The 22983-nt window shown below is 72.4% G+C and carries 21 protein-coding genes and 1 pseudogene; 7 read left to right on the forward strand and 15 right to left on the reverse strand.

The features are described 5' to 3' along the window. Positions 1-69: 69 nt before the first annotated feature. Positions 70-2376, reverse strand: a complete 2307-nt coding sequence (locus ABTZ99_RS41345) for a M4 family metallopeptidase (RefSeq protein WP_499618495.1) — start codon at positions 2374-2376, stop codon at positions 70-72. A gap of 338 nt (positions 2377-2714) precedes the next feature. Here ABTZ99_RS41345 and ABTZ99_RS41350 point away from each other — a divergent pair, with 338 nt between their 5' ends. Together ABTZ99_RS41350 and ABTZ99_RS41355 are read left to right on the forward strand one after the other, a co-directional pair. Beyond that, entirely contained in the window at positions 2715-2957 is a 243-nt protein-coding gene (locus tag ABTZ99_RS41350) for a hypothetical protein (protein ID WP_498784115.1), read from the forward strand. Position 2958: 1 nt separating this feature from the next. Then, entirely contained in the window at positions 2959-3309 is a 351-nt protein-coding gene (locus ABTZ99_RS41355) for a DUF1036 domain-containing protein (protein WP_499618497.1), read from the forward strand. 93 nt (positions 3310-3402) lie between these two features. Here the strand turns inward: ABTZ99_RS41355 and ABTZ99_RS41360 are convergent, their stop codons facing one another. The 3 genes from ABTZ99_RS41360 to ABTZ99_RS41370 form a co-directional block, all read right to left on the reverse strand. Next, positions 3403-4854, reverse strand: coding sequence for a glycoside hydrolase family 62 protein (locus ABTZ99_RS41360; RefSeq protein WP_499618499.1), 1452 nt, complete (start codon positions 4852-4854; stop codon positions 3403-3405). Between the two features lie 285 nt (positions 4855-5139). After that, positions 5140-6177 (reverse strand): LacI family DNA-binding transcriptional regulator, encoded by a 1038-nt coding sequence (locus ABTZ99_RS41365; protein ID WP_498786656.1) that lies wholly within the window; start codon positions 6175-6177, stop codon positions 5140-5142. A 106-nt stretch (positions 6178-6283) separates the two neighbouring features. After that, on the reverse strand, positions 6284-7075 hold the full coding sequence (locus tag ABTZ99_RS41370) for a class I SAM-dependent methyltransferase (RefSeq protein ID WP_498786657.1): 792 nt from the start codon (positions 7073-7075) through the stop codon (positions 6284-6286). Between the two features lie 339 nt (positions 7076-7414). Between ABTZ99_RS41370 and ABTZ99_RS41375 the strand changes: the two genes are divergently transcribed. The 4 genes from ABTZ99_RS41375 to ABTZ99_RS41390 all read left to right on the forward strand — a co-directional run bounded on the left by ABTZ99_RS41375 (position 7415) and on the right by ABTZ99_RS41390 (position 10482). Beyond that, a complete protein-coding gene (locus ABTZ99_RS41375) occupies positions 7415-9091 on the forward strand; it encodes a sigma-70 family RNA polymerase sigma factor (protein WP_498786658.1) in 1677 nt (558 codons plus the stop codon). An 82-nt stretch (positions 9092-9173) separates the two neighbouring features. Further along, positions 9174-9569, forward strand: coding sequence for an ATP-binding protein (locus tag ABTZ99_RS41380; RefSeq protein WP_498786659.1), 396 nt, complete (start codon positions 9174-9176; stop codon positions 9567-9569). Between the two features lie 49 nt (positions 9570-9618). Further along, the gene (locus tag ABTZ99_RS41385; RefSeq protein WP_498786660.1) at positions 9619-9993 is read left to right on the forward strand and encodes an anti-sigma factor antagonist; all 375 of its coding nucleotides are present in this window, start codon (positions 9619-9621) and stop codon (positions 9991-9993) included. Between the two features lie 93 nt (positions 9994-10086). After that, on the forward strand, positions 10087-10482 hold the full coding sequence (locus tag ABTZ99_RS41390; protein WP_499618502.1) for an ATP-binding protein: 396 nt from the start codon (positions 10087-10089) through the stop codon (positions 10480-10482). A gap of 7 nt (positions 10483-10489) precedes the next feature. On the opposite strand, the gene ABTZ99_RS41395 is transcribed toward ABTZ99_RS41390, so the two are convergent. The 8 genes from ABTZ99_RS41395 to ABTZ99_RS41430 form a co-directional block, all read right to left on the reverse strand. Then, the gene (locus ABTZ99_RS41395) at positions 10490-12160 is read right to left on the reverse strand and encodes a serine/threonine-protein kinase (protein ID WP_499618504.1); all 1671 of its coding nucleotides are present in this window, start codon (positions 12158-12160) and stop codon (positions 10490-10492) included. A 166-nt stretch (positions 12161-12326) separates the two neighbouring features. Beyond that, the gene (locus ABTZ99_RS41400; RefSeq protein ID WP_498786663.1) at positions 12327-13049 is read right to left on the reverse strand and encodes a spermidine synthase; all 723 of its coding nucleotides are present in this window, start codon (positions 13047-13049) and stop codon (positions 12327-12329) included. 163 nt (positions 13050-13212) lie between these two features. After that, positions 13213-13626 (reverse strand): arsenate-mycothiol transferase ArsC, encoded by a 414-nt coding sequence (locus ABTZ99_RS41405; RefSeq protein ID WP_498786664.1) that lies wholly within the window; start codon positions 13624-13626, stop codon positions 13213-13215. After that, the gene (locus tag ABTZ99_RS41410; protein WP_499618506.1) at positions 13623-14327 is read right to left on the reverse strand and encodes an aquaporin; all 705 of its coding nucleotides are present in this window, start codon (positions 14325-14327) and stop codon (positions 13623-13625) included. Before ABTZ99_RS41410 ends, ABTZ99_RS41405 begins: the two co-directional genes overlap by 4 nt. Continuing rightward, the gene (locus ABTZ99_RS41415) at positions 14328-15017 is read right to left on the reverse strand and encodes an arsenate reductase/protein-tyrosine-phosphatase family protein (protein ID WP_499618508.1); all 690 of its coding nucleotides are present in this window, start codon (positions 15015-15017) and stop codon (positions 14328-14330) included. 52 nt (positions 15018-15069) lie between these two features. Further along, entirely contained in the window at positions 15070-16566 is a 1497-nt protein-coding gene (locus ABTZ99_RS41420; RefSeq protein WP_499618510.1) for a SulP family inorganic anion transporter, read from the reverse strand. A gap of 339 nt (positions 16567-16905) precedes the next feature. Continuing rightward, complete coding sequence (locus ABTZ99_RS41425) at positions 16906-18582, reverse strand: ribonuclease J (protein WP_498786668.1); 1677 nt, start codon at positions 18580-18582, stop codon at positions 16906-16908. 64 nt (positions 18583-18646) lie between these two features. Further along, positions 18647-19018, reverse strand: a complete 372-nt coding sequence (locus ABTZ99_RS41430; RefSeq protein ID WP_499618512.1) for a MerR family transcriptional regulator — start codon at positions 19016-19018, stop codon at positions 18647-18649. 162 nt (positions 19019-19180) lie between these two features. Between ABTZ99_RS41430 and ABTZ99_RS41435 the strand changes: the two genes are divergently transcribed. Beyond that, positions 19181-20791 carry a peptide chain release factor 3 gene (locus ABTZ99_RS41435; RefSeq protein WP_499618514.1) on the forward strand — a complete coding sequence of 537 codons (1611 nt, stop codon included), beginning with the start codon at positions 19181-19183 and terminating at the stop codon, positions 20789-20791. A 63-nt stretch (positions 20792-20854) separates the two neighbouring features. Here the strand turns inward: ABTZ99_RS41435 and ABTZ99_RS41440 are convergent, their stop codons facing one another. From ABTZ99_RS41440 to ABTZ99_RS41450, 3 genes and pseudogenes are all read right to left on the reverse strand, one after another. Next, a complete protein-coding gene (locus ABTZ99_RS41440; RefSeq protein ID WP_498786671.1) occupies positions 20855-21214 on the reverse strand; it encodes an MmcQ/YjbR family DNA-binding protein in 360 nt (119 codons plus the stop codon). Beyond that, positions 21198-22418 carry an MFS transporter gene (locus tag ABTZ99_RS41445; RefSeq protein WP_499618516.1) on the reverse strand — a complete coding sequence of 407 codons (1221 nt, stop codon included), beginning with the start codon at positions 22416-22418 and terminating at the stop codon, positions 21198-21200. Before ABTZ99_RS41445 ends, ABTZ99_RS41440 begins: the two co-directional genes overlap by 17 nt. Positions 22419-22434: 16 nt before the next feature. Beyond that, positions 22435-22983, reverse strand: a pseudogene (locus ABTZ99_RS41450) (flavoprotein); the annotation flags it as partial.

A 22983-nucleotide genomic window follows, 5' to 3' on the forward strand; every position in this document is an offset into this window, starting at 1 on the left:
GTGGGGCGGCACTGCGCCGGGGGGCGGGCCGGCGGCCGGGGGGGCGGGGGCCACCCCGTCAGCGTGGGTTCAGCAGGCGCCCGTGTCCCGCCACACGGCCCACGAGCCGGGCGCCCCGGGCTCGGCGCCGGTGGAGTACCAGGTCGACGTCCACTTGTGCGCGTTGTGCGAGACCACGTCGTCCGGCACGTAGGCCCGGGTCGCGCTCCACGCTGGCAGTCCGGCGCAGCCGCCCGGCGTGCCCTCCTCGACGGTCAACGTGAACGTGACGGAGTGCGACACCGCCGGTCCCGCGCCGGTGACCGTCACCTGGTGAGTGCCCGCCGGGGTGCCCGGCGACGTGGCGATCGTCAGCCGGGACGACTCGCCGGACGCGACCGTGGCCGGGTCGAACGTCGCCGTGGCGCCGGCCGGCAGGCCCGACGCGGACAGCCCCACCTTCTGGGACTCGCCCGACGTGGTCGTGGTGCCGACCGTGGTGCTCACCGCGCCGCCGGGTTCGGCGCTGCCGCCGGTGGGATCGAGCGCGATGGCGAAGTCGTCCGCGGGCGGCTCGCTGCCGACCGTGAGGTGGTAGGTCACGGTGTGGCTGGTGGAACCCGCGGCCCGCACGGTGATCGGGTACGTGCCGGGCGCGACGTCCGCCGTCGTGGCCGCGGTGAGGGTCGAGGACTCGCCCGAGGTCACCGAGGACGGTGCGAAGTGCACCGTCACGCCGGCAGGCTGGCCGGTGGCGCTGAACGCCACGGTCTGCGGGTCGCCGGACGTGGTGGTCGTGCGGATGGTCGACTGCGTCTTCTCTCCCGGCTCCACGGTGCCCGACGCGGGGTCGAGCGCGAGCGTGAAGTCGTCGTCCGGCACGGTCGCGCACGTCGGCTCGCCGGGCTGGGCGGGCAGGTTGATCGCGTTCCAGGCCGCCTTGACGGCCTGGAACTGCCGGCAGGTCGGGTCGAGGTTCTTCGCCGCGGTGAGCGTCGCGACGCGGTAGCGGAAGTGCGTCATGCCGGAGGTCTTGAGCAGCATGGCGTTGTAGAACACCCGGCCCGCGGCCTGGATGCCGATGCCGGTCACGGTCGAGCCGTCGCACGTCGGACTGGCCGCGGAACCCTCGGCCAGCAGGTGGAACCAGTGGTTGAGCGGACCGGCCGCGGCGTGCACCTCGGTGCCGGGGATGGCGCTGGACCAGCAGTTCGGGTGACCGCCGACGGCCGACGGGTTCGCCATGTTCCGGATGGGACCGCGGCCGACCAGGTTCACCGACTCGCCGACCAGGTAGTCCGGCGTGTCGAACGGCGCGGGCTCCGCGGCGTAGGCCTCGGTCAGCGCGCCGAAGATGTCGCCGGTGGCCTCGCCGAGACCGGCCTCGCGGGCCGCGCCGCCGGGCGTGTGCTGGTCGATGGCGTGCCCGTGCTCGTGCGCGACCACGTCCATCGAGGCGATCCACTGGTTGGCGTTGTTGCGGCCGATCTCGATGTGCTGCCCGGTCCAGTACGCGTTGACCGCGTTGAGGCCGACCTTGACCGTGACCCCGCGGCCGTTGCCGTCGATCCCGTTGCGGCCCAACCAGGTCCGCATCATCTCCCACTGCTTCTGGGTCGACCACAGCACGTCGACGCAGCCGGTCTCCTTGCTGGTCGCGTTGCCGTTGCCGAAGGAGTCGCTTGCCTTGCTGAACGGCGCGTTGGTCGCGTAGTCCACGCAGCGCACGCCGGGTCGCGTGTCGTCCACCGTGCTGTTGTTGCTCGTGTCGATGGACAACGGGTTGGGGCCGTTCCACTGGCTCGTGCCGGTGCCCGCCCTGGCGTCGTCCTGACTGCCCGCGACAGCGCCGGTGCGGGCGTCGACGTAGACGTGCAGGCGGCTCGGCACGCCGTCCTTGCGGCCGGAGACGACGGTCTCGTAGACAAGCGTGCCGTGCCCTCCGGCGAGCACCGACAGCGTGGTGCTCCCGATATCGTCCACCGTGGACAGTTGAGCTCCGGCGACCTCCGCCGCTCGTGCGGGGGTGATGGTCGGTGTGGTGTCGACCGCGAGGCCGCCCAGGGGAGCGGCGACGGTCTCCAGCACGTGGCCCGCCGCGTCGGTGGCCACCACGGCGTCGCCGCCGATGACCGGCAACCCGTCGTAGGTGCGGTCGTAGGAGACGTAGAACAGGTCCTTCCGGCCGGGTACGCCGCCCTGGTAGACCGCCCGCCGCCGGAACTGCTCGTGCGGCCCCTTGACCAGCGCGTCGAGCCCGGACGCGGCGGCCTGGTCGGCCGATCGCACCGCGAGCGTCAGCGGGCTCGGCGGTGCCGGCGTCGCTCGTGCGGTGGCCGCCTCGACGGACAGGGCTGTCAGGCACACGGCGAGGTATGCGCCGATTCTGCGTTTCACGCCAACTCCTCAGGCAATGCAGGGAGATCCCGAGTGGCGGCCTCGATGGACAACACAGTGTCTAGCGCCTCGGTGGCATTTCCTTCGAGGCTTGACCGTTGCCAGGGGAATTCGGCTGATCCGCTTGCGTCATAACGTTTCCGCCATCCCTTTTTCGCTATGCCGCCGTCCGCGCGGTCGAACGACCGTTGGCGAGCACCGGGATTAACTCCATCGAGTGACATCGTGCGGGTTCATCCGCACGGGTCCCGGCGGGATACTGAGCGTCCTGAACCGCCCAAGTGCGCCATTCCGCGCGGTGCGGGGCGCGAGCGCGGGCGTCGTTTGCGGAGGTATCCATGGCATTCGAACGACTTTCCCGGGAGTGGACGCCGGAAGAAGTGGCGACGGAGGCGAAGGACTCCGTCGAGGACCTCCCCGAGGCCCGGACGACCCACCGCAGACCCTTGGTCTCCGGTCGCGCGGCGGGCGGGGCCGAGCACCGACCCGGCGACGAGGACTACCAGGAGGACCGCCTCAGCCCGGAGCGCCCCGCGCGGCCGGATCCGCCGTCGCGGCCCGATTCGCCGGAGGCGGTGTGACATGGGCCTGTACTTCAAGAACCGGAGCAACGAGCGGCTCTGGGTGGCGTACGCCTACCACGCCCCCGGGTGCGAGGGCGGCGTCGACTGGGCGAAGAAGGGGTGGTACCAGGTCGATCCCGGCGGCACCGTCAAGGTCTACACCGGCTGGGTCGGCGGGGGGAAGTTCTTCTGGTTCGCCGAGGCCGACGACCTCAGTCCGCGGTGGTCCAGCCAGCAGTTCCTCACCCACCTGCCCTGGAACTCGTTCGACTGGTGCTGGACCACGGCCAGCACCGACGGGCGGACGCTGGGCATGCGCAAGCTGGAGATCTCCTGGGAGTTCATGGACTACACGATCGGACTCGGCTGACAGTCCTCGACCGCCGCTCGTCGTCACGGCCGGCGCGGTCACGCCGACCGGGCGCGGAACGCCGGGTCGACGTCCCGCGCCCCCCGCTCGGGATCAGCAGGTGGAGTTGGTCTGGGTCAGCAGGCCGAGCCGCCAGGGCAGCCGGTTGTAGTCACCGCCGGCGTTGGGATCCATGCCCTGGTACAGGTAGCGCAGGTCGCACGGGCTGATCTCCATGATCTGGTCGGAGCCGGAGCGCAGCATCTCGCCGTGGCTGATGTCACGGGTCCAGGCGCCGTTCGGGAAGGTGACGTTGTTGGCGCGGGCGAACGGGTTGGCCTCGGTGTCGGCCAGCGACGTCCACGGCCCGGTGATGGCGGGCGCGGTCCAGGAGCGGAAGTAGCGCCTGCCGTCCGAGCCGATCGCCTCGTGCACCAACAGGTACTGGTTCCTGCCCGCGACCTTGTAGACGTTGGCCGCCTCGAACAGCCTGTTCCGGTCCGAGTCCTGCAGGGCGATCACGGTGTTGGTGAACCCGTTGGGGTAGTTGGCGACCGTGGTCTCCGACCGGTACAGGTGGCCGTTGTCGTCGGAGGAGAACAGGTAGCACTTGGCGGTGTCGCAGATGACCCAGAAGTCGACCCAGTAGCCGTTGCCGATGTTGTCCCGGATGATCTGCGGCATCCCGTTGGCGTAGAACTTCTTGGGCGCGCTCCAAGACTGCGGGTCGGCGATGTCGGTCGTGGTGGAGTACGACGCGTTGTCGCCGGTCTGGTAGACGAGGTACCACAGCTTCTGCGGCGCGAAGAAGAACACGTGCGGCGCCGCCTTGTACCCGGTGCCGATCGCGGTCCGGTCCAGGTAGGTGTGCGGCGCCGAGGACGCCTGCGACCAGTCGGTGAAGCTGGTGTACATCAGGTTGTAGCCGGTGGTGTAGGTCGAGGCGAACACGTGCCACTTGCCGTCGTGGTAGACCACGCTCGGGTCCTTGACCGCCACGTTGGCGTGCGTCGCGTCCGGCTTCGGGCTGATCAGGATCCCGCTGGAGGACCAGCGGAAGCTCGACGGCAGGCTGCCGGTGGGAGCCGTGGTCGTCGTGGTGGGACCGGTGGTCGTGCTCGTGGGCGTGGTCGTCGTGGGGCCGACGTTCCCGGTGCAGGCGGTGCCGTTCAAGGAGAACGCGGTCGGCGCGGGGTTGCTGCCGGTCCACGAGCCGTTGAACCCGAACGCGACGCTCGCGCCGGTGGCGATGCCGCCGTTGTAGCTCACGTTCCTGGCGCTGACCTGGGCGCCGCTCTGCGACACGGTGGCGTTCCACGCCTGCGTGACGGTCTGGCCGGCCGGGTAGGACCAGGTCAGCGTCCACCCGGAGACGGGGTCTCCGAGGTTGGTGACGGAGACGTTCGCGCCGAACCCGCCGGACCACTGCGAGGTCACCGAGTACTCGACCGAGCAGCCCGCCGCCTCGGCAGCTTGCGCGGACAGCGCGACGGTCGTTCCGGTCAGGGCCAAGCCGGCGATGGCGAGGGCGGACAGGTGGGTGCGAAGTCGTGCGGGATGCCGCATCCCGGACTCCTCTCCAGTGAGTGAGGGGCTGCGTGCCGTGTTAGCGCTAACAATCGAAGCCACGCCGAACCGCCGGCCCTCGGATCGCGGGGCACGGGCTCAGGCGGGGGTCAGTCCTCCGGAACGAGGTGCGGTTCGGTCGGGCGGCGGAGGAGGCCTCCGCGCCCGTGGGGTGTTCCGGCGCTGAAACATTTAGGAGTATTGAGCGAAACAGTTCGGAAGACAAGACCCGGGGAGCGCAGGCGACCTCGGGTGGCTTGCTCGGAGCCGTGACGTGCTCCGGGTTCAGGCGGGCGGCGCGGTGCTCTCGCGCACGACGAGCGTGGTGGCCAGCTCCACCCGGGGCTGGACGAGGGTTCCGCCCTTGGTGAGGGTGAGCAGCATCCGGGCGGCCGTCGCGCCCATCTCGGCCAACGGCTGCCGCACGGTCGTCATCGGCGGGCAGCACCAGCGGGTGTTGTCGATGTCGTCGAAGCCGACCACGCTGAGGTCGTGCGGGATGCGCAGGCCGAGCTGCCACGCCGCGGCGTAGACGCCGAGCGCCTGCAGGTCGTTGCCGCACAGCACGGCGGTCGGCCGGTCGGGTAGGCCCAGCAGCTCGCGGCCCAGTTCAAGGCCTTGCTCGAAGGTGAACTCGCCGGTGCGCACGAGCCGGTCGTCGAGCGGCGCGCCCGCGGCGTCCATCGCGGCCCGGCAGCCCTCCAGGCGGGCGCGGGCGCCCAGGGAGTCCGTCGGTCCGCCGATCACGCCGATCCGCCGGTGGCCGAGGTCGAGCAGGTGCCGCGCGGCCGTGATGCCGCCGCTCCAGTTCGTCGCGCCGACCGACGGCGTGGTGTGCAGCGGTTCGCCGGACGGGTCGAGCGCCACCAGCGGGATCGCGCTCGCGGCCAGCAGCGCGTGCTGCTCCGGCGTGAACGCCGAGTACACCGCGATCACCCCGACCGGGTGCCTGGCCAGCAGCTTCTCGGCCCAGGACCGGCCGGGCGAGGTCGGCTCGACCACCTCGGTGAACGCGACGGCCAGTTCGTGCTCCCGGGCCACCGGTTCGACGCCGCGCACGATCTCGACCGCCATGTGGCTTTCCAGGCCGTAGAACACGACTTCGAGGATGGCCGAGGGCGCGATGGCGTCCGGGCGCCGGTAGCCGTGCTCGCGCAGCAGCGCCTCGACCCGTTGCCGCGTCTCCGCCGCCACGCCGGCCCGCCCGTTCAGCACCTTCGACACGGTCGGCTTCGACACCCCGGCGAGCCGGGCGATCGTCTCGACCGTCAGCTCTCCGCGTCGTCGCCCACGCCGTCGACCGTCCGCGATGCTCCCCGCCACGGCCGAAGTGTACGTAGACCGCGACCGCGGGCCGATCATGATCGCCGGACGACCGCGCGTGCCGACCGTTCGGGGTGCCGAAGTGCCGTGCGGTCGCGACGCTTCGTCACCTTCGCCCGGGGCGCTTGCCCTGGACGGTGTAGAAGACGCAGGAGGTGGCGCGGAACGCGGGGTGCGCCATCGCGGCGCGGGCGGTCCGGAGGGCGGTGTCGGTCAGGCCGGCGGCGAGCAGCTTGTCGCGCAGGTGGTGGGTGTGGTGGACGAGCAGGCGCAGGCCGGGCGAGTCCGCGTGCCACTGCCGCACCACCGGCACGGGGTCCACGTCCACCAGCCCGGCGGCGGCCATCGACGCGGCGACGCGGCGACCCCAGCGGCGGTCCGCGCCCGCGGCGTCGAACATGCGCTCCTTGGCCGCCAGGAAATCCTCGTACGCGGCGGCGTGCTCGGGATGGGCGGCCAGGAGCACCGGTCCGTAGTCGAGGTCGAACTCGTCGAGTTGCAGCACCCCGCCGGGCTTGAGGGCGCGGACGAGCTTGCGCAGCACCTGTTCGCGCTCGGGCAGGTGCAGCAGCACGAGCCGGGCGTGGACCAGGTCGAACCCGGCTTCGGGCAGCGGGTCGTGGACGACGTCGTGCCGCAGCACGGTCAACCCGGCGGCGGGTGGGACGTGCTCGGGTTTGACGTCGGTGGCCAGCACCGACGCGCCGCGGCCGGCGAGCCAGTGCGCGACGCTGCCGCCGCCGGCGCCGACCTCCAGGCACCGCCACCCCGGCCCGACGCCGGTGCGCTCCAGGTGGGCGAGCGTGGCCGGGTCGTAGGCGGCGGCCAGGCAGCGGTGCTGTTCGGTGGCGTGGAGGTTGTGGTTGTCGAAGACGTAGCCCTCGTCGATCGCGGTCATGCCCACCGTCCTGTTCCGTTGGCGCGTCGACGATTCGCCGACGTGCTCTGCGCACAACTGCGGGACAGTACGTCGGTGACGTGCGCCGATCGTCGATCCGGGAAACCTTCACCCTTCCCGGTCAACTGTGCGCACGCGGTGGTGACCGCACTGGTGCGGACAAGGGGATTCCGGGGTTCCGCGGTGCGATACCGTCACCCGCGGTGACGGCCTGGCGAGCCGCGGTCGTGGGTCGCGGGTCGTGATCCGCTGCCGGAGGCGGTGGGCCGAATCCTCCGCCGGGTTGGATATGGTCCGGGCTGAATCGCTCACCCACCGTGCCTGGGAGGTAGACGTCCGGTGATCGGGCACCCCGACGAGCGCGAGCTGGAGCGGTGGGCGCGCGCGGACCTGGCCGCCCTGCGCGACGACCTGGACCACGCGCTCAACGCCGACGCGAGCTCGACGTCCGGCTCGTCGGGCGTGCCGCGTTCGTCCCGGCCGCCGTCGGACGCCGAGCTGATCGAAGCCGTGCGCGGCGGGGAGATCCAGGCGTACGGCGAGCTGTTCGAGCGGCACGTGACCGCGGCCCGCAACCTGGCCCGGCACCTGGCCTGGTCGAGCGCCGAGGCCGACGACCTGGTGTCGGACGCGTTCGCCAAGGTGCTCGACACGGTGCGCGCGGGCGGTGGCCCGGACTCGGCGTTCCGCGCCTACCTGCTGACCGCCTTGCGCCACACCGCGTACGACAAGACGCGGCGGGACAAGAAGCTCAAGCTGGCCGACGACGTGGAAGCCGTGTCGGGCGTGGAGAAGGTCACCACGGTGCCGTTCCACGACCCGGCCGTGGCGACCCTGGAACGGGCGCTGGCCACGAGGGCGTTCGCCAGCCTGCCCGAGCGGTGGCAGACGGTGTTGTGGCAGACCGAGATCGAGGGCCAGTCGGCCGCCGAGCTGGCGAAGCTGCTGGGGTTGACCGCGAACGGCGCCTCGGCGTTGGCCTACCGGGCCCGCGAAGGGCTCAAGACCGCCTACCTGCAAGCACACCTGGCGGACAGCCCCACGAACCGCTGCCGCGCCACCGTCGCGAAACTGGCCGCGTGGACCAGGGGCGGCCTCACCAAGCGGGAAGCCGCCCAGGTCGAGGCGCACCTCGACGAGTGCCCGACCTGCCCCGCGATGGCCGCCGAACTGGCCGACGTCAACGGCACGCTGCGCGCCGTCGTCGCGCCGCTGGTGCTCGGCGCCGGTGTCTCGGGCTACCTGGCCACGACCGCCGGCGCGGCGAAGGCGGGCGCGGCGGTGGCGGGCGCGGGCGCGGGGGCGGGAGCGGCGGCCAACTCGGTCACGACGGCGCAGTGGCTCGGCATGGCGGCGTCGGCCACCGCGATGGTCGCGGCCGTGGCGCTGGGGCTCAACGCCGGGCAGCCGGTGGCCGTGCCCACGGTCGCGGCGCAACCGCCCGCCCCGTCGGCGGACCAGCAGGAGGTCTCGCCGGTCGTCTCGGGAACGTCCGCGCCCGCCACGGGATCGTCCGGCCCGCCGGTGACCACGACCGGACCGTCCGACCCGCCGTCCGCACCGGTCGCGGGCGGCGTCGTCACCACCACCACGACCGCCGAACCCCTGGCGCAGCCGCTGGTCACGGTCGTGCCGGACGGTTTCGCCCTGCCCACCGGCGGACCACCCGTCGACCTGCCCGTCACCATCCGCAACGCCGGCCGGACGCCCTTGGCGCCCACCACGCTGGCGCTGTCGCTGCCCGAAGGCGTGCAAGTGGTCGGTCCGGGCCGCAACCTGCTCGGCCGGCCGCTCGTCGGCTGGGACGGCGCGGCGCGGACGGTCGGGTGCCCGGCGGGCAAGGGCACCGTCACCTGCACGGCCGAGGGCGAGTTGGCCGCGGGCGCCCAGGTGACGTTCGTCCTCCGGTTGCTCGCCGGTCCGAAGGCCGTCGGCGGCACGATCAGCGGCACGGTCACGGCGGGTCCTGAGCAGTCGGTGCCGGTGGAGGTGTCCGTGGTGGTCACGCCGAAGTGAGCGGCTGGTTTGGCCCGTCGGTCCAGCGGGTACCAAACGCGTTGTTCATGCCTTGAGAAAACAGGGCAGCGGAGGGCGGACCATGAGCACTGTCGAACTTCCCCGGGACGGCGTCGAACTCGGCCTCCCGGACACCCCTCCCGCGCCGGACGAGTTGTTCGACCTGGTCGCCCGCACGTTCCCGGGCGTCGGCGGCGACCGACTCGTGGACATCCAGGTGGTCGCCGCCCAACTGGTCGGCAACGCCTACCGCCACGCCGCCGGGCCACGACGGCTGCGGCTGCGCCGAGGGCTCGAAGCCGACCTGGTGCGGATCGAGGTGCAGGACGGCAGCCCGAGCCGGTTCCCCGTCCTGGGACGGCTGGACACCCCCGCGCACGGTCGCGGCCTGGTCATGGTCAACCGGCTGTCGGTCAACTGGGGTCATCGGCCCCATGACGACCAGAAGACCGTCTGGGCCGAGGTCCGACTGGTCTGAATCGTTCCCGTACGCGGGGTCGGACGTAGTGCGACACGGGAGGCGATCGGTGGCGCCCGATTCGGGTAAGCGCGGTCCGCGCGCGGGTTTCTCCTGCGATTTCCGCACCGGTGAGGGCACCACGGTGATCACGGTGTCCGGCGAGGTGGACATCGTGGCGGCGGACCGGATCCAGGACTACCTCGTGCGCGAAGGGCTGGGACCGGACGGGATCAGGCTCGACCTGGGCGGCGTGACGTTCATGGGGGTCGCGGGTCTCGCCGTGCTGCTGCACGCGGCGGACCTGTGCCGCGACCACGGCATGGACCTGACCCTGGTGGCATCACCGGAGGTCACGCGGGTGGTCAAGCTGATCGACGCGACCGCCGGGCTGGTCGACCACCTGATCCCCGTGCCGACCTCGGCCGCGGCGGACCCGCGATGAGGTCGGCGTCACTGTTTGCGGGTCCGGCCGCGGGGAACCCGCCACCTACCCCCCTGTGCTCAAGGGAGTGCCGATTGCTGGAAGGCTCGTGTTGTGGACGTCGTCGAACGGTCCGCTGACCACGTCGACCTCGATCTGGAGGACAAAGTCCCACTGGTGCGCCGTGCGCGGCGGTGGATCGCCGAGAACGTCCCGGAACTGGACCAGTCGAAGCTGCTCGACCTGCTGCTGATCGCCGACGCGTTGCTGACCAACGCGTTCGAGCACGCCACCGCGCCACGCCGGTTGCGGCTGAGCCACCGGCCCGACGCGCACGTGGTCCGGGTGGAGGTGCACGACGCCAGCCCCGAGCTGCTGCCCGTGCTGGGCAAGCCGGGCGGGCGGGAACCGCACCACCGAGGGCTCTTGCTGGTCAACCGGTTGGCTTCGCGGTGGGGCGTGGATCCCCAGGCCGGTTACAAGGCGGTGTGGGGCGAGGTCGCCGCGTAACCGGCCCTCAGCCTCCGCCGCTCTTGCCGCCACCGCGTTTCTTGTCGTCCTCCTTCTTGTCCTCGTCCTCGTCGTCGTCCGCTTTGCCGATGCGTTGCGAGGACACGACTTCGTCCGCGTCGATCAGCGGCGTCCCGTTCTGGACGACCAGCCGCACGCGGTGCGATTCGCGGAACCTCTTGCCGTCCGGGCCGGTGAAGTCGATGCCGACGGTGACGGTGTCCGGTCCGACGGCGGTGGGCGCGGCGCTGACGGTGAGGTCCTTGACGTCGCGCCAGTACTTGTCGTACTGCGGGCGGCCCTGCGCGCGCAGGGCGGGCCCGAGCCGTTCCCAGGCCTGCGCGGTGTTCTTCGGCAACAACGCGTAGTACTCCGCGACGGCCTGTGCCAACTGGGCGGGAGCGGGCGTGCTGCCGGACGACGACGTGGTGCTCGTGACCGCGCCGGCCGCGTTGTCGGTGGTCCGATTCCCGTTCGCCAGCACCACGACCAGCACGACGAGCCCCACGACGGCCGCCGCGGCCACCGCGATGAGTCCCGCACGCCCACCACGTGCGGGCCGGGGCGCGAGGGCGGTCGGGTGCGGCGCCAAGGCGGTGGGGTGCGGGCCTGACGGTCGCGCGGAGCCCGCCGCGTGCGGGCCGGTAGGCCATGGAGTCGGACTGGTGTGGGCCGGATCCGTTGCGTGCGGGTCGGTCGGCCAGGGTGTCGGACCCGCTTGGGCCGGGAGCGCCGAGGGGACCGCCAGGTCCCGGCCGGCGGGCTGCGGTGTCAGGTCGGCTCGGTGCGGGCCGGTGGTCAGCGAGCCTTCCGGGTGCGGGCCGGTCGGCGGCAGGTCTGCCGGGTTCAGGTCCAGCCGGGTCGCCGGTGGCGCCGTCACGGTCGGCGCGCGCAGCCGTTCGGCGGCCTGCGCCATCGTCGGCCGGGCCGCCGGGTCGGTGCGCAGCAGGTCCAGCAGCACGTCGGTCAGCGGTCCCGCCTGGGTCGGCGGCGCGAAGCGGCCCGCGGCGACGGCGTGCAGCAAGGCGATCGCGTTGTCACCGTCGCCGAACGGCGGACGCCCTTCCACCGCCGCGTACAACGTGCCGCCGAGGGCGAACACGTCGGAGGCGGGCCCCGGCTCGCCGCCGCGCGCGACCTCCGGCGAGAGGAACGCGGGCGTGCCGGCGAGCAGCCCGGTCCGGGTGACGGTGACGTCCCCGACCGCGCGGGCGATGCCGAAGTCCGTGATCTTCGCGGTGCCGTCGTCGGTCAGCAGGACGTTGCCCGGCTTGACGTCCCGGTGCACGATGCCCGCCGCGTGCGCCGCCGCCAGCGCGCCGGCGATCTGCGCGCCGATGTGCGTCACCCGCTCGACGGGCAACGGGCCGCGCGCGATCAGCTCGGCGAGGGTCCGCGCCCGCAGGTATTCCATGACGAGCACCGGCTTGCCGTCGTCCTCCACGACGTCGTGCACCGTCACCGCGTTCGGGTGCTGCAACCGGGCGGCGATGCGCCCTTCCCGCGCCGCGCGGCCCACCGCCGCGACCGGGTCGGCCCCCTCGGGCACCACGAGCTGCTTGAGCGCCACCACGCGGTCCAGGCGCTCGTCCAACGCCTGCCACACGACGCCCATCGCACCCGCGCCCACGCGCCCGCGCAGCCGGTACCGCCCGGCCACCAAGCGCCCCACGTCCATCACCAGCGAACCCCGCCCTTCCCGGCGTCAACCGGACAACCTTACGTCCCCGGGCCCGCCGGCTCCGAGGCGTGAGGCGACCTCGACGTCCGGTCGACAACGGGATGAACCCGGGAGGTCGCGATGACGCGGCCCACGTGGGTGCGGTTGCTCGCGAGCTGACGGATCAGCGACCGCCCGCCGTCCGCGCGAGGTAGACGGTGGCGGTCGCCTCACGTTGTTGCAGCGGGTTGTGGAAGCGGACGACCTCCGCGCCGACCTCGGCGAACCGGTCGGCCAGCGCCGCGGTGTAGTCGTCGTCCGGCGGGTCGTTGGACCACAAGGCGAACACCCCGCCGGGGTGCAGCCGGGCGGCGAGGCGACGCAGGCCCTCGGGCTCGTAGAAGTCGGCGTTGTCGGGGTGCAGCAGGTGCCTGGGCGAGTGGTCGATGTCGACGATGATCGCGTGGAACAGGCGGTCGGGGTCGGTCGGGTCGAGGCCGCCGTCGGAGCGCGAGAGCGCGAAGAAGTCGCCGTGCACCAACCGGCAGCGCGGGTCCGACGCCAGCTCCTGCCCACCGGGCAGCAGGCCGCGTCGGTGCCACTCGATGACCTCGCCGAGCGCGTCGATCACGACCACCGACCGCACGGCCGGGTTCTCCAGCACGGTCCGCGCGGTGTAGCCGAGGCCGAGACCGCCCACGACGACGTCCAGCGGCGCGGGCAGGTCGGCGAGCGCCAGGCGCGCCAGCTCCACCTCCGACACGGTGAACAGGCTCGACATCAGGAACTCGTCGTTGAGCTTGATCTCGTGGACCTCGCGGTCGAACACGGGATCCCACCGGCGGCGCAGGACGAGTTCGCCCAGCGGGGTCTGTCGCCAGTCGAGTTCCTGGAAACGCGCGCTCATCGGGTGTTACCTCCGGGTCGGTCCTCGACGGTGGTGGTGCGGGACCACAGTGGACCGCGGGCACGCGGTGAGCGCACGGTGGCGCCCATCGTCGCAGCACGCCTCCGACCCGGGTGAGGGCGGGTCCCGGCCGCGAGGGCGGCTGCGGCCGGGACCCGACGGCTCAGGCGGGCTCGTCGAGCAGTTCGGCGAGCAGCCCTCGGACGCGGCGGTCGATGTCGTCGCGGATGGGTCGGACGGCGTCGACGCCCTGGCCCGCGGGGTCTTCGAGCTCCCAGTCGAGGTAGCGCTTGCCGGGGAAGACGGGGCAGGTGTCGCCGCAGCCCATGGTGATGACGACGTCGGAGGCCTCGACGTCCTCGGTGGTCAGCTTGGACGGCACTTCGGCGGTGATGTCCAGGCCGAGTTCGGCCAAGGCCTGGGCGGCGGCGGGGTTGACCTGATCGGCGGGGGCGGAGCCGGCGGAGCGGACCGTGACGCGGCCCAGCGCGTAGTGCTGGAGCAGCGCGGCGGCCATCTGGGAGCGGCCGGCGTTGTGGACGCAGACGAACAGGACTTCGGGCTGCTTGCGGGTCAACGGACCTGTCCTTCGGTGATGGGCGCGGTGGTCGCCTCGGTGGTGGGGTAGAGCGTGCGCAGCAGCGGCACGGCGACCGCGACGGCGACGAGTTGCGCCAGCACGTAGACCGGCACGGAGGAGGGCGCGATCCCGGCGAACGAGTCGCTGAAGACGCGGCCGACGGTGATGGCGGGGTTGGCGAAGCTGGTGGAGCTGGTGAAGAAGTACGCCGCGCCGATGTAGGCGCCGACGGCGGACGGCGCGAGGGCGGCCCGACCGGACCGGACGAGCGAGAAGATGACCAGCAGCAGGCCGACGGTGGCCACGACCTCGGCGACGCCGTGCGCGACCGTGGCGCGTCCGGTGGTGCTGATGCTGACCGGCGCCGCCTCGAACATGGTGTTGGCCAGCACCGCGCCGGTGACGCAGCCGAGCACCTGGGCCAGCGCGTACGACGGCACGTCGCGCCAGGCCAACCCGCCGAACGCGGCGTCCGCCAGGGACACGGCGGGGTTGAAGTGGCCGCCGCTGACGGGGCCGAAGACCAGGATGATGGCGTAGAGGCCGACGGCGGTGGCGGCGGCGTTCTCCAGCAGCTGCAGGCCGACGTCGCCGGGGGAGAGGCGTTGGGCGGCGATGCCGGAGCCGATGACCAGGGCGGCGAGCAGGAGGCTGCCGAGGTACTCGGCGAGCAGCCGGTGGGACAGCGGGCGGGGCATTCAGGGTCCCTCGGGGGCGGGGTGGACGGCGGGCGCGAGGCGGTCGATGCGGTCGGCGAGGTCGCGGTAGGCGGCGTCGAACGCGTCCGGGGTGCCGACGGCGGCCGGGTCGGGCACCGACCAGTGCAGCCGGTCGTCGTGGTCGGTGAGCTCTTCGTGCGCGTTGTCGCACACCGCCACGACCAGGTCGTCGGGCCTCAGCACGGCGTCCAGGTGGTGGGGACGGGCACGGGTCAGCGACAGGCCGTGGGTGCGGGCGGTGGCGACGGCCAGCGGGTGCACGCGCTCGGCGGGCCGGGTGCCCGCGCTGGCCGCGGGCACCGGGCTGCGTCGCTTCCACAGCGCGGCGGCCAGCTGGGAGCGCGCGGAGTTGTGGCTGCACACGAACACCACCCGCGGCGCCTGCCGCAGGCCGGTGGGCACCAGGTCGGTCAGCGCGGCGGTGCGCAGGCGCAGGTAGGTGCGCCGGTGGTCGCCCTCCGAGCGCGACCGCTCCACGATCCCGGCCTGCTCCAGCAGCTTCACGTGGTGGGCGAGCAGGTTGCTGGGCAGCCCGAGCGCGCGGCCGACCTCGCCGGGCGAGGCGTCGCCGAGCACGAGCAGGTCCACCATGGCGAGCCGGGCGGGCTCACCCAACGCCGCGTGCACCCGCGCCCGCGCGACGGTCTCCGAAGGCCAGTCAGTACTCATTGACTCAAGCATGCTTGAGCGGTCGACCGGAGTCAACCGGGCGGCCCGCCCGTCAGTGGGAGCCGGAGACCTGTCCGGTGAGCTTGCTGTGCAGCTTCTCGCTGTGCGGGTTGAGGCCGACGATCTCGGCCTCGACGCCACGTCCGGCGAACTTCGCGGTGACGGTGTCGAGCGTGGCCACGGCGGAGCTGTCCCAGACGTGCGCGCCGGAGAGGTCGATGACGACCTTGTCGACGTCCTCGGCGTAGTCGAAGGAGTGCATCAGCTCGTTGGTGGAGGCGAAGAACAGCTCGCCGGTCAGCGCGTAGACGCGGATGCGGCCGTCGGGGTCAAGGACGCTGGAGACGTCGACCAGGTGGGCGACGCGGCGGGCGAAGAACACGGCGGCGAGCAGCGCGCCCGCGATGACGCCGAGGGCGAGGTTGTGGGTGGCCACCACGGTGCCGACGGTGACGACCATGACGGCGGTCTCGCTGCGCGGGGCGCGGCGCAGGCCGGACGGCGTGACGCTGGACCAGTCGAACGTGCTGATCGACACGAAGACCATCACGGAGACGAGCGCGGCCATCGGGATGAGCGAGACGACCGGGCCGAGGGTGTAGACCAGGATCAGCAGGAACACGCCCGCCGACAGGGTGGACAGCCGGGTGCGGCCACCGGACTTGGTGTTGATGATCGACTGGCCGATCATCGCGCAGCCGGCCATGCCGCCGAGGAAGCCGGTGGCGATGTTGGCGATGCCCTGCCCGCGGACCTCGACGCCCTTGTCGGACGGGGTGTCGGTGAGGTCGTCGAGCAGTTGCGCGGTCAGCAGCGACTCGACCAGGCCCACGACGGCCAGCGTGAGGGCGTAGGGCGCGATGATCGCCAGCGTCTGCGCGGTGAACGGCACCATCGGCAGGCCGAAGAACGGCAGCGCGTCGGGCAGGTCGCCCATGTCGCCCACCGTCGGCACGTCGACGTGCAGGAAGACCGTGAGCGAGGTGATCACCACGATCGCGACCAGCGGCGAGGGGACGGCCTTGGTGAGCTTCGGCAGCAGGTAGATGACGCCGAGGCCGAGCGCGGCCAGCGCGATGACGGGCCAGCCGCCGCCGGTGATGTGCGGGACCTGGGCGGTGAACAGCAGGATCGCCAGGGCGTTGACGAAGCCGACCATGACGGTGCGGGGCACGAAGCGCATGAGCTTGTGCACGCCGACCAGCCCGAACGCGATCTGGAACGCGCCGGTGAGGACGGTCGCCGCGAACAGGTACTCCACGCCGTGGTCGCGCACCAGCGGCACCAGCACCAACGCCATCGCGCCGGTCGCGGCGGAGATCATGCCGGGGCGTCCGCCGGCGAAGGCGATGATGATCGCGATCGTGAACGAGGCGTAGAGGCCGACCTTGGGGTCGACGCCCGCGATGATCGAGAACGACAGCGCCTCGGGGATCAGCGCGAGGGCCACGACGAGGCCGGAGAGCAGGTCGGCGCGGGTGTTGGCGAACCAGTTCACGCGGATGCGCGAGAGCAGGGTGGGACGTGCGGGCGCCTCGTACGAGGACAAGCGACACCTCGGGGGACTTGTCGCGAGCGCGGCAGGTGCGACTCGCGTGCTGAACAAGGGACGACGCCCGACGGGGTGCCTGCTCGTGGCGAGGCGGGAAGCGGAGGTGCCGCGGACTGCGGACTGGCGACCTGGGATCGGGTTCGTGACGGGCGCGGCTGCTCCGGCGCGACCACGGGAACTCTACCCTGACGTCACGGTAGACCTCGAACGAGTGGGCTGATCTTGAGCAAGCTCTCCGCGCACCCAGGCCCGGCTGGCCGCCGGGTCGACGCCGGAGAACCTCGAGCCACCTGCTCGCCGCCGCGTGGGAGCGGCGGCGAACACGCGGCCGACGTCTCAGGCCTCGACGACCACGGGGATGATCACCGGCCGGCGGCGGTGGGTCCGGTAGGCCCAGTTCTGCACCTCGCGGGCGATCAGCCGTTCGAGTTCCTCGAAGTCGGTGACACCGCGTTCGTTCGCGCCGGCGAGCGCCTTCTCGATCGCGGGGATCGCGGGGGCGAAGGTGGAGGCGTCGTGCTCGAAGCCGTGGGCGATGAAGTCCGGCGGTTCGGCGAGCCGGCGGGAGTCGAGGTCGACGATGGCGACGACGGTGATGACGCCTTCCTCGCCGAGGGTGCGGCGCTGGGCCAGGGAGGCCTCGGTGACGCCGCCGACGGTCTGCCCGTCGACGTAGACGTTGTGGATCTCGACCTTGCCGGTGATGCGGGCGTGGCCGTCCTGCAGGTCGACGACGTGGCCGTTGGCCGCGATCGGCACGCGGTCGCGGTCCACACCGGTGCGCACGGCGAGCTCGGCGTTCGCGCGCAGGTGCCGTGCCTCGCCGTGCACCGGCAGCACGTTGGACGGCTGCACGATGTTGTAGCAGTAGACGAGCTCGCCCGCGCTGGCGTGACCGGAGACGTGCACCTTCGCGTTGCCCTTGTGCACGACGTTCGCGCCGCGGTCGGTCAGGCCGTTGATGACCCGGTAGATGGCGTTCTCGTTGCCGGGGATCAGCGAGCTGGCCAGCAGGACGGTGTCGCCCTCCTCGACCTGGATCGAGTGGTCGCCGCCCGCCATGCGGGACAGCGCGGCCATGGGCTCGCCCTGGGAGCCGGTGCAGACCAGGGTCACCTGGCGCGGGGGCAGCCGGTCCATGCGCTTGATGTCGACGACGAGGCCGTCGGGCACCTTGAGGTAGCCCAGTTCGGTGGCCACGCCCATGTTGCGGACCATCGAACGCCCCACGAAGGCGACCTTGCGGCCGTGGGCGTGCGCGGCGTCGAGGACCTGCTGGATGCGGTGCACGTGGCTGGCGAAGCTGGACACGATGACCCGGCGCGGCGTGGTGCGGAACACCTCGTCGATGGCGGGGGCCAGGTCGCGCTCGGAGGTGGTGAAGCCCGGCACGTCGGCGTTGGTGGAGTCGACCAGGAACAGGTCGACGCCCTCCTCGCCGAGGCGGGCGAAACCACGCAGGTCGGTGATCCGGCCGTCCAGCGGGAACTGGTCCATCTTGAAGTCGCCGGTGTGCAGCACGAGCCCGGCGGCGGTGCGGATGGCGACGGCCAGGCTGTCCGGGATGGAGTGGTTGACCGCCAGGAACTCCAGGTCGAACGGGCCGCGCGCGAGCCGCTGCCCCTCCTTGACCTCCACCGTGACCGGCGTGATGCGGTGCTCGACGAGCTTGGCGGCGAGCAGGCTCAGCGTCAGGCGCGAGCCGATGACGGGGATGTCGGCCCGCTCGCGCAGCAGGTAGGGCACACCGCCGATGTGGTCCTCGTGCCCGTGGGTCAGCACGACCGCGACCACGTCGTCCAGCCGGTCCCGCATCCAGGTCCAGTCCGGCAGGATCACGTCCACCCCGGGCTGGTGCTCCTCGGGGAACAGCACGCCGCAGTCGACGACGAGCAGCTTGCCCTCGTGCTCGAACACGGTCATGTTCCGGCCGATCTCACCCAGCCCGCCGAGGGCGATGACGCGCAGCGCGCCGGGGGTGAGGGCCGGTGGAGGGGTGGAGGTTCGAGCCATGGTCACACCCTCACGTTACGTGAGGGTGCTCGGGCGCGAACAGCGGGCCCCGGCTTCGGGGCGCTCAGCCGTGGGGCAGGTGGGCGCGCAAGCTGCCCGCGAAGTCCTCGGCGATCCGCAACTGGGCGCGCAGTTCCTCGCAGCGCTGCTCGGCCGTCGTGTGGAACTGCGCGAGGCGGTCGAGGTGCTTGTCGCGGTCGTCGTCGTCGAGGGCGGAGAGGGCGTCGAGGATGCTCAGCAGTTCGCGCATCTCCTCGAGCTGGAAGCCGAGCGGCTTCATGCGCTTGACCACCTGGAGCCGGTCGACGTCGGGCTCGGTGTAGAGGCGGAACCCGCCCTGGCTGCGGGCGCTGGGCACGACCAGGCCGACTTCCTCGTAGTAGCGGATCGTGCGCAGCGACAGGCCCGTCCGGTCGGCCACCTCGCCGATCTGCATGTGCCCGCCCACAAGATCCCTTCCGACGCCTCGTCCGTTCGACCATTGTGGCACCGGTGCGGCGCGGCCGGAGGCTACCGTAACGTGAGGGTAGGTTCCGCAGGGTACGTTCCGCGGTACCGCCGAGCCCGGTGACACCCGTCGAGTCCAGGAGAAACGCGAATGACCACCGCAGGTTCGGTGACGGCCCCACCCGCCGACGTGCTGCGGGAGGCGGATCGGCGGCGCACGTTCGCGGTGATCAGCCACCCCGACGCCGGCAAGTCCACGTTGACCGAGGCGCTCGCGCTGCACGCGCGGGTGATCTCCGAGGCGGGCGCGGTGCACGGCAAGTCCGGCCGGCGCGGCGTGGTGTCGGACTGGATGGAGATGGAGAAGGCGCGAGGGATCTCCATCACCTCGGCGGCGTTGCAGTTCGCCTACGGCGACACCGTCGTCAACCTCCTCGACACGCCCGGTCACGCCGACTTCTCCGAGGACACCTACCGGGTGCTCGCGGCCGTGGACTCGGCGGTGATGCTGCTGGACGCGGCCAAGGGCCTGGAGCCGCAGACGCTCAAGCTGTTCGACGTGTGCCGGCACCGGGGCATCCCGGTGATCACGTTCGTCAACAAGTGGGACCGGCCCGGCCGCGACGCGCTGGAGCTGTGCGACGAGCTGGTGGAGCGCATCGGGCTGCAGCCCATGCCGCTGACCTGGCCGGTCGGCGAGGCCGGTGACTTCCGGGGCGTGCTGGACCGCCGCGACGGGCAGTTCATCCGCTACTCGCGCACGGCAGGCGGCGCGACGGCCGCGGCCCAGGAACGCCTCGACCCCGCCCGCGCGGAGGCCGAGGAAGGTCCCGGGTGGACGCGCGCGGTGGAGGAGCTGGACCTGCTGGCCGCCTCGGGCGGGAACTTCGACCTGGAGCGCTTCCTGGACGCGACGGCCACGCCGGTGCTGTTCGGCTCGGCCGTGCTCAACTTCGGCGTGCGGCACCTGCTGGACCTGCTGGTCGACCTCGCGCCGCGGCCGACGCCGCGCCCGGACGTCGACGCGCGGCCGCGCGAGCTGGACGCGCCGTTCTCGGCGTTCGTGTTCAAGGTCCAGACCGGCATGGACCCCTCGCACCGGGACCAGGTCGCGTTCGCCCGCGTCTGCTCGGGCGTGTTCGAACGGGGCATGGTGGTGACCAACGCCACCACCGGAAAGCCGTTCGCCACCAAGTACGTCCAGCAGGTCTTCGGGCAGCAGCGCTCCACACTGGACACCGCGTACCCGGGCGACGTGATCGGCCTCGTCAACGCCAACTCCCTGCGGGTGGGCGACACGCTCTACACCGACAAGCCCGCCGTGCGGTTCCCCGGCCTGCCCAGCTTCGCGCCCGTGCACTTCGCGGTGGTCCGCCCGGCCGACCTGAGCCGGGCCAAGCAGTTCCGCAAGGGCATCGAGCAGCTCGGGTCCGAAGGGGTCGTGCAGGTCCTGCGCTCGGCGCGGCGCGGTGACGGCTCGCCGGTGTTCGCCGCCGTCGGACCGATGCAGTTCGAGGTCGCCGCCCACCGGCTGGACGCGGAGTTCAAGTCGCCGGTCCGCCTGGAACGGCTGCCCTACACCGTGGTGCGGCGACTGCCCGACCTCGCCCACCGGAACGCGGTCGACAACAACCGCGGCGAGGTCCTCACCCGGGACGACGGCACTCACCTGGCGCTGTTCCCGGACTCCACGGCCCTCGGCGTGCTCAAGCGCCTGCACCCCGAGGTGGTGCTGGAACCGCTCGTCGCGGGCACCGACTGAGCGGACGAACGGCCGGGCGCGCGTGCCGGACGCGTGCGCCCGGCCGTGGTTCGCGCCTGACCGTCAGCGGTGCGCTCGGTGTGCCGGGTCGGGCACTCGGGCGAGCAGGTCCTCGGGCGCGGACAGGCGCCAGGCCTCGAAGACCAGCTCGGCGAGCTCGTCGGCCTCGATGCCGGCCAGGTAGACCACCACCCAGCCGAAACCGCCGGACGTGAACTGCTCCTCGAACACGTCGGGCCGTTCGGCCACCAGCGCGTGCTGCTCGGACAGCAGCTGCTTCAGGCCGACCGTCTGCGTGCGCGGCCAGTAGTAGCCGAACCGCTTGCCGCGCACGCTGAACGAGCTGTAGTCCCCGCCCTCCCGGCGCTCCACGTCCACGAGCGCGTTCACCATCCGGATGAACTCGTCACTGCTCACTGCCACTGCGGCCCCCACGGAAGTCCCGGCCCACAGTGTAGGTCGGCACGGACTTGAGCGAGATCAGCGCCGCGACCACGCCCAGCGCGGCCAGCACGGCGAACACCGCCGGGTAACCGCCCAGCGTCCCGGCCAGCGCGGTCGCGGCCCACGGGGCCACGGCGGCGGTGACGGTCAGGGGCGCGTGCAGGACACCGCTGAGCCGCCCGTAGTGGGCGGTGCCCCAGCGGTCCGTGACGGCGGTGGCCTGGATGAGCGTGAAGGTGCCCCGGACGACACCCGCCAGCATCGCCGCGGCGATCAAGGCGAACGCGGGCCCGGGGATCAGTCCCAAGAGGAGGGTCGTGGCCGCGGCCGCCAGCAGGGCGCCGGCGGTCCTGGCCTGCACGCCGGTTCGCGCGACCAGCCGTCCGTAGCCGAGCCGTCCCAGGACCTGCCCGACGCCACCCAGGCCGAGCGCCCAGGCGGCGGTGGTCGTGGAGAGACCGCGTTCGGCGAACAACGGCACCATGGCGACCACGATCGCGTACACGGCCAGCGCGCCGACGCTCATCGACACCACGAGCAGCACGAACGGGCGGCTGCGGGCGATCGCGGTCGGCCGACGGGTGTCCGAGGTGGCCGGGTGGGCGGGCCACGGCAGCCGCAGGCCGAACAGGTGCGCGGGCACGGTGAGCACGGCCAGCACCGCCGCGAGCACCAGGTAGGTCTGCCGCCAGTCCAGGTGCGCGGCCAGCGCGGCGGTGAGCGGGGCGAACACCGTGCTCGCCAGCCCGCCCGCCAACGTCACGACCGTCAGCGCGCCCACCCGGTGTTCCGGGCCGTGCCAGCGGGTGAGGGCGGCGAACGCCGGCTGGTACAGCACCCCGGCCATGGCCACGCCGACCAGCACCCAGCCCGCGTAGAACCACGGCAGCGACCGCGCCGACGCGACCACCGCCAGCGCGCCGACGGCCAGCAGCGACCCGGTCGTCATCACCACGCGCGGCCCGTGCCGGTCGAGCAGCCTGCCGACCGGCACCCCGACCACCGCGCTGACCAGCTGCGCCACCGAGAACGCGCCGATGACCGCCGCGTCGGACCAGCCCGCGTCCGCCGCGATGGCGGGCGCGAGCACCGGGAAGCCGTAGAACAGCACGCCCCAGCTGGTGATCTGGGTCAGGCACAGCACCACCAGCACGCGGCGCGGCCCGGCGTGTCCCCCGAGCACGCCGGGCCGCGCGAGTTCAGACCCGGGCACCCGGGGCGGCGAGCGTCAGTTCCGCCACCTGCGGCGCGGCGCAGCACCCGCCGGTGGACGTCGGTTCGACGTCGAAGACGCCGGATCCGCCGCAGACGCCGGTTTCGGGGAGGGTGAGTTCGACCTTGGTGGCGGCTTCGTGGTCGCCGGCGATCTCGGCGGCCACGCTGCGGACCTGTTCGTAGCCGGTCATCGCGAGGAACGTCGGGGCGCGGCCGTAGCTCTTCATCCCGACCAGGTAGACGCCGGGCTCGGGGTGGCGCAGTTCGTTGGCGCCGTGTGGGTAGACGGTGCCGCAGGAGTGGGCGTTGGGGTCGATGAGCGGGGCGAGCGTGGTCGGCGCTTGGAGTACGGGGTCGAGGTCGAGCCGGACTTCGGACAGCCAGGAGTGGTCCGGTCGGAACCCGGTCAGTGCCACGACTTCGTCCACGGGGTCGAGGCGGTGTCCGTCCTGCGACACCAGCACCACGCGGTCGCCGTCTCGTTCGACGGCTGCGGTGCGGAAGCCGGTGACGACCTCGACGTGCCCGGCCTT

Source organism: Actinosynnema sp. NPDC002837, assembly GCF_040295345.1.
Lineage (GTDB): Bacteria > Actinomycetota > Actinomycetes > Mycobacteriales > Pseudonocardiaceae > Actinosynnema.

What these genes read in the sequence shown, in the direction of transcription:
- ABTZ99_RS41425 (WP_498786668.1), bottom strand. Translation starts at nt 18,582, where the DNA reads ATGGCTCGAACCTCCACCCCTCCACCGGCCCTCACCCCCGGCGCGCTG.
- ABTZ99_RS41415 (WP_499618508.1), bottom strand. Translation starts at nt 15,017, where the DNA reads ATGAGTACTGACTGGCCTTCGGAGACCGTCGCGCGGGCGCGGGTGCAC.
- ABTZ99_RS41410 (WP_499618506.1), bottom strand. Translation starts at nt 14,327, where the DNA reads ATGCCCCGCCCGCTGTCCCACCGGCTGCTCGCCGAGTACCTCGGCAGC.
- ABTZ99_RS41395 (WP_499618504.1), bottom strand. Translation starts at nt 12,160, where the DNA reads ATGGACGTGGGGCGCTTGGTGGCCGGGCGGTACCGGCTGCGCGGGCGC.
- ABTZ99_RS41350 (WP_498784115.1), top strand. Translation starts at nt 2,715, where the DNA reads ATGGCATTCGAACGACTTTCCCGGGAGTGGACGCCGGAAGAAGTGGCG.
- ABTZ99_RS41360 (WP_499618499.1), bottom strand. Translation starts at nt 4,854, where the DNA reads ATGCGGCATCCCGCACGACTTCGCACCCACCTGTCCGCCCTCGCCATC.
- ABTZ99_RS41400 (WP_498786663.1), bottom strand. Translation starts at nt 13,049, where the DNA reads ATGAGCGCGCGTTTCCAGGAACTCGACTGGCGACAGACCCCGCTGGGC.
- ABTZ99_RS41435 (WP_499618514.1), top strand. Translation starts at nt 19,181, where the DNA reads ATGACCACCGCAGGTTCGGTGACGGCCCCACCCGCCGACGTGCTGCGG.
- ABTZ99_RS41370 (WP_498786657.1), bottom strand. Translation starts at nt 7,075, where the DNA reads ATGACCGCGATCGACGAGGGCTACGTCTTCGACAACCACAACCTCCAC.
- ABTZ99_RS41355 (WP_499618497.1), top strand. Translation starts at nt 2,959, where the DNA reads ATGGGCCTGTACTTCAAGAACCGGAGCAACGAGCGGCTCTGGGTGGCG.
- ABTZ99_RS41380 (WP_498786659.1), top strand. Translation starts at nt 9,174, where the DNA reads ATGAGCACTGTCGAACTTCCCCGGGACGGCGTCGAACTCGGCCTCCCG.
- ABTZ99_RS41430 (WP_499618512.1), bottom strand. Translation starts at nt 19,018, where the DNA reads ATGCAGATCGGCGAGGTGGCCGACCGGACGGGCCTGTCGCTGCGCACG.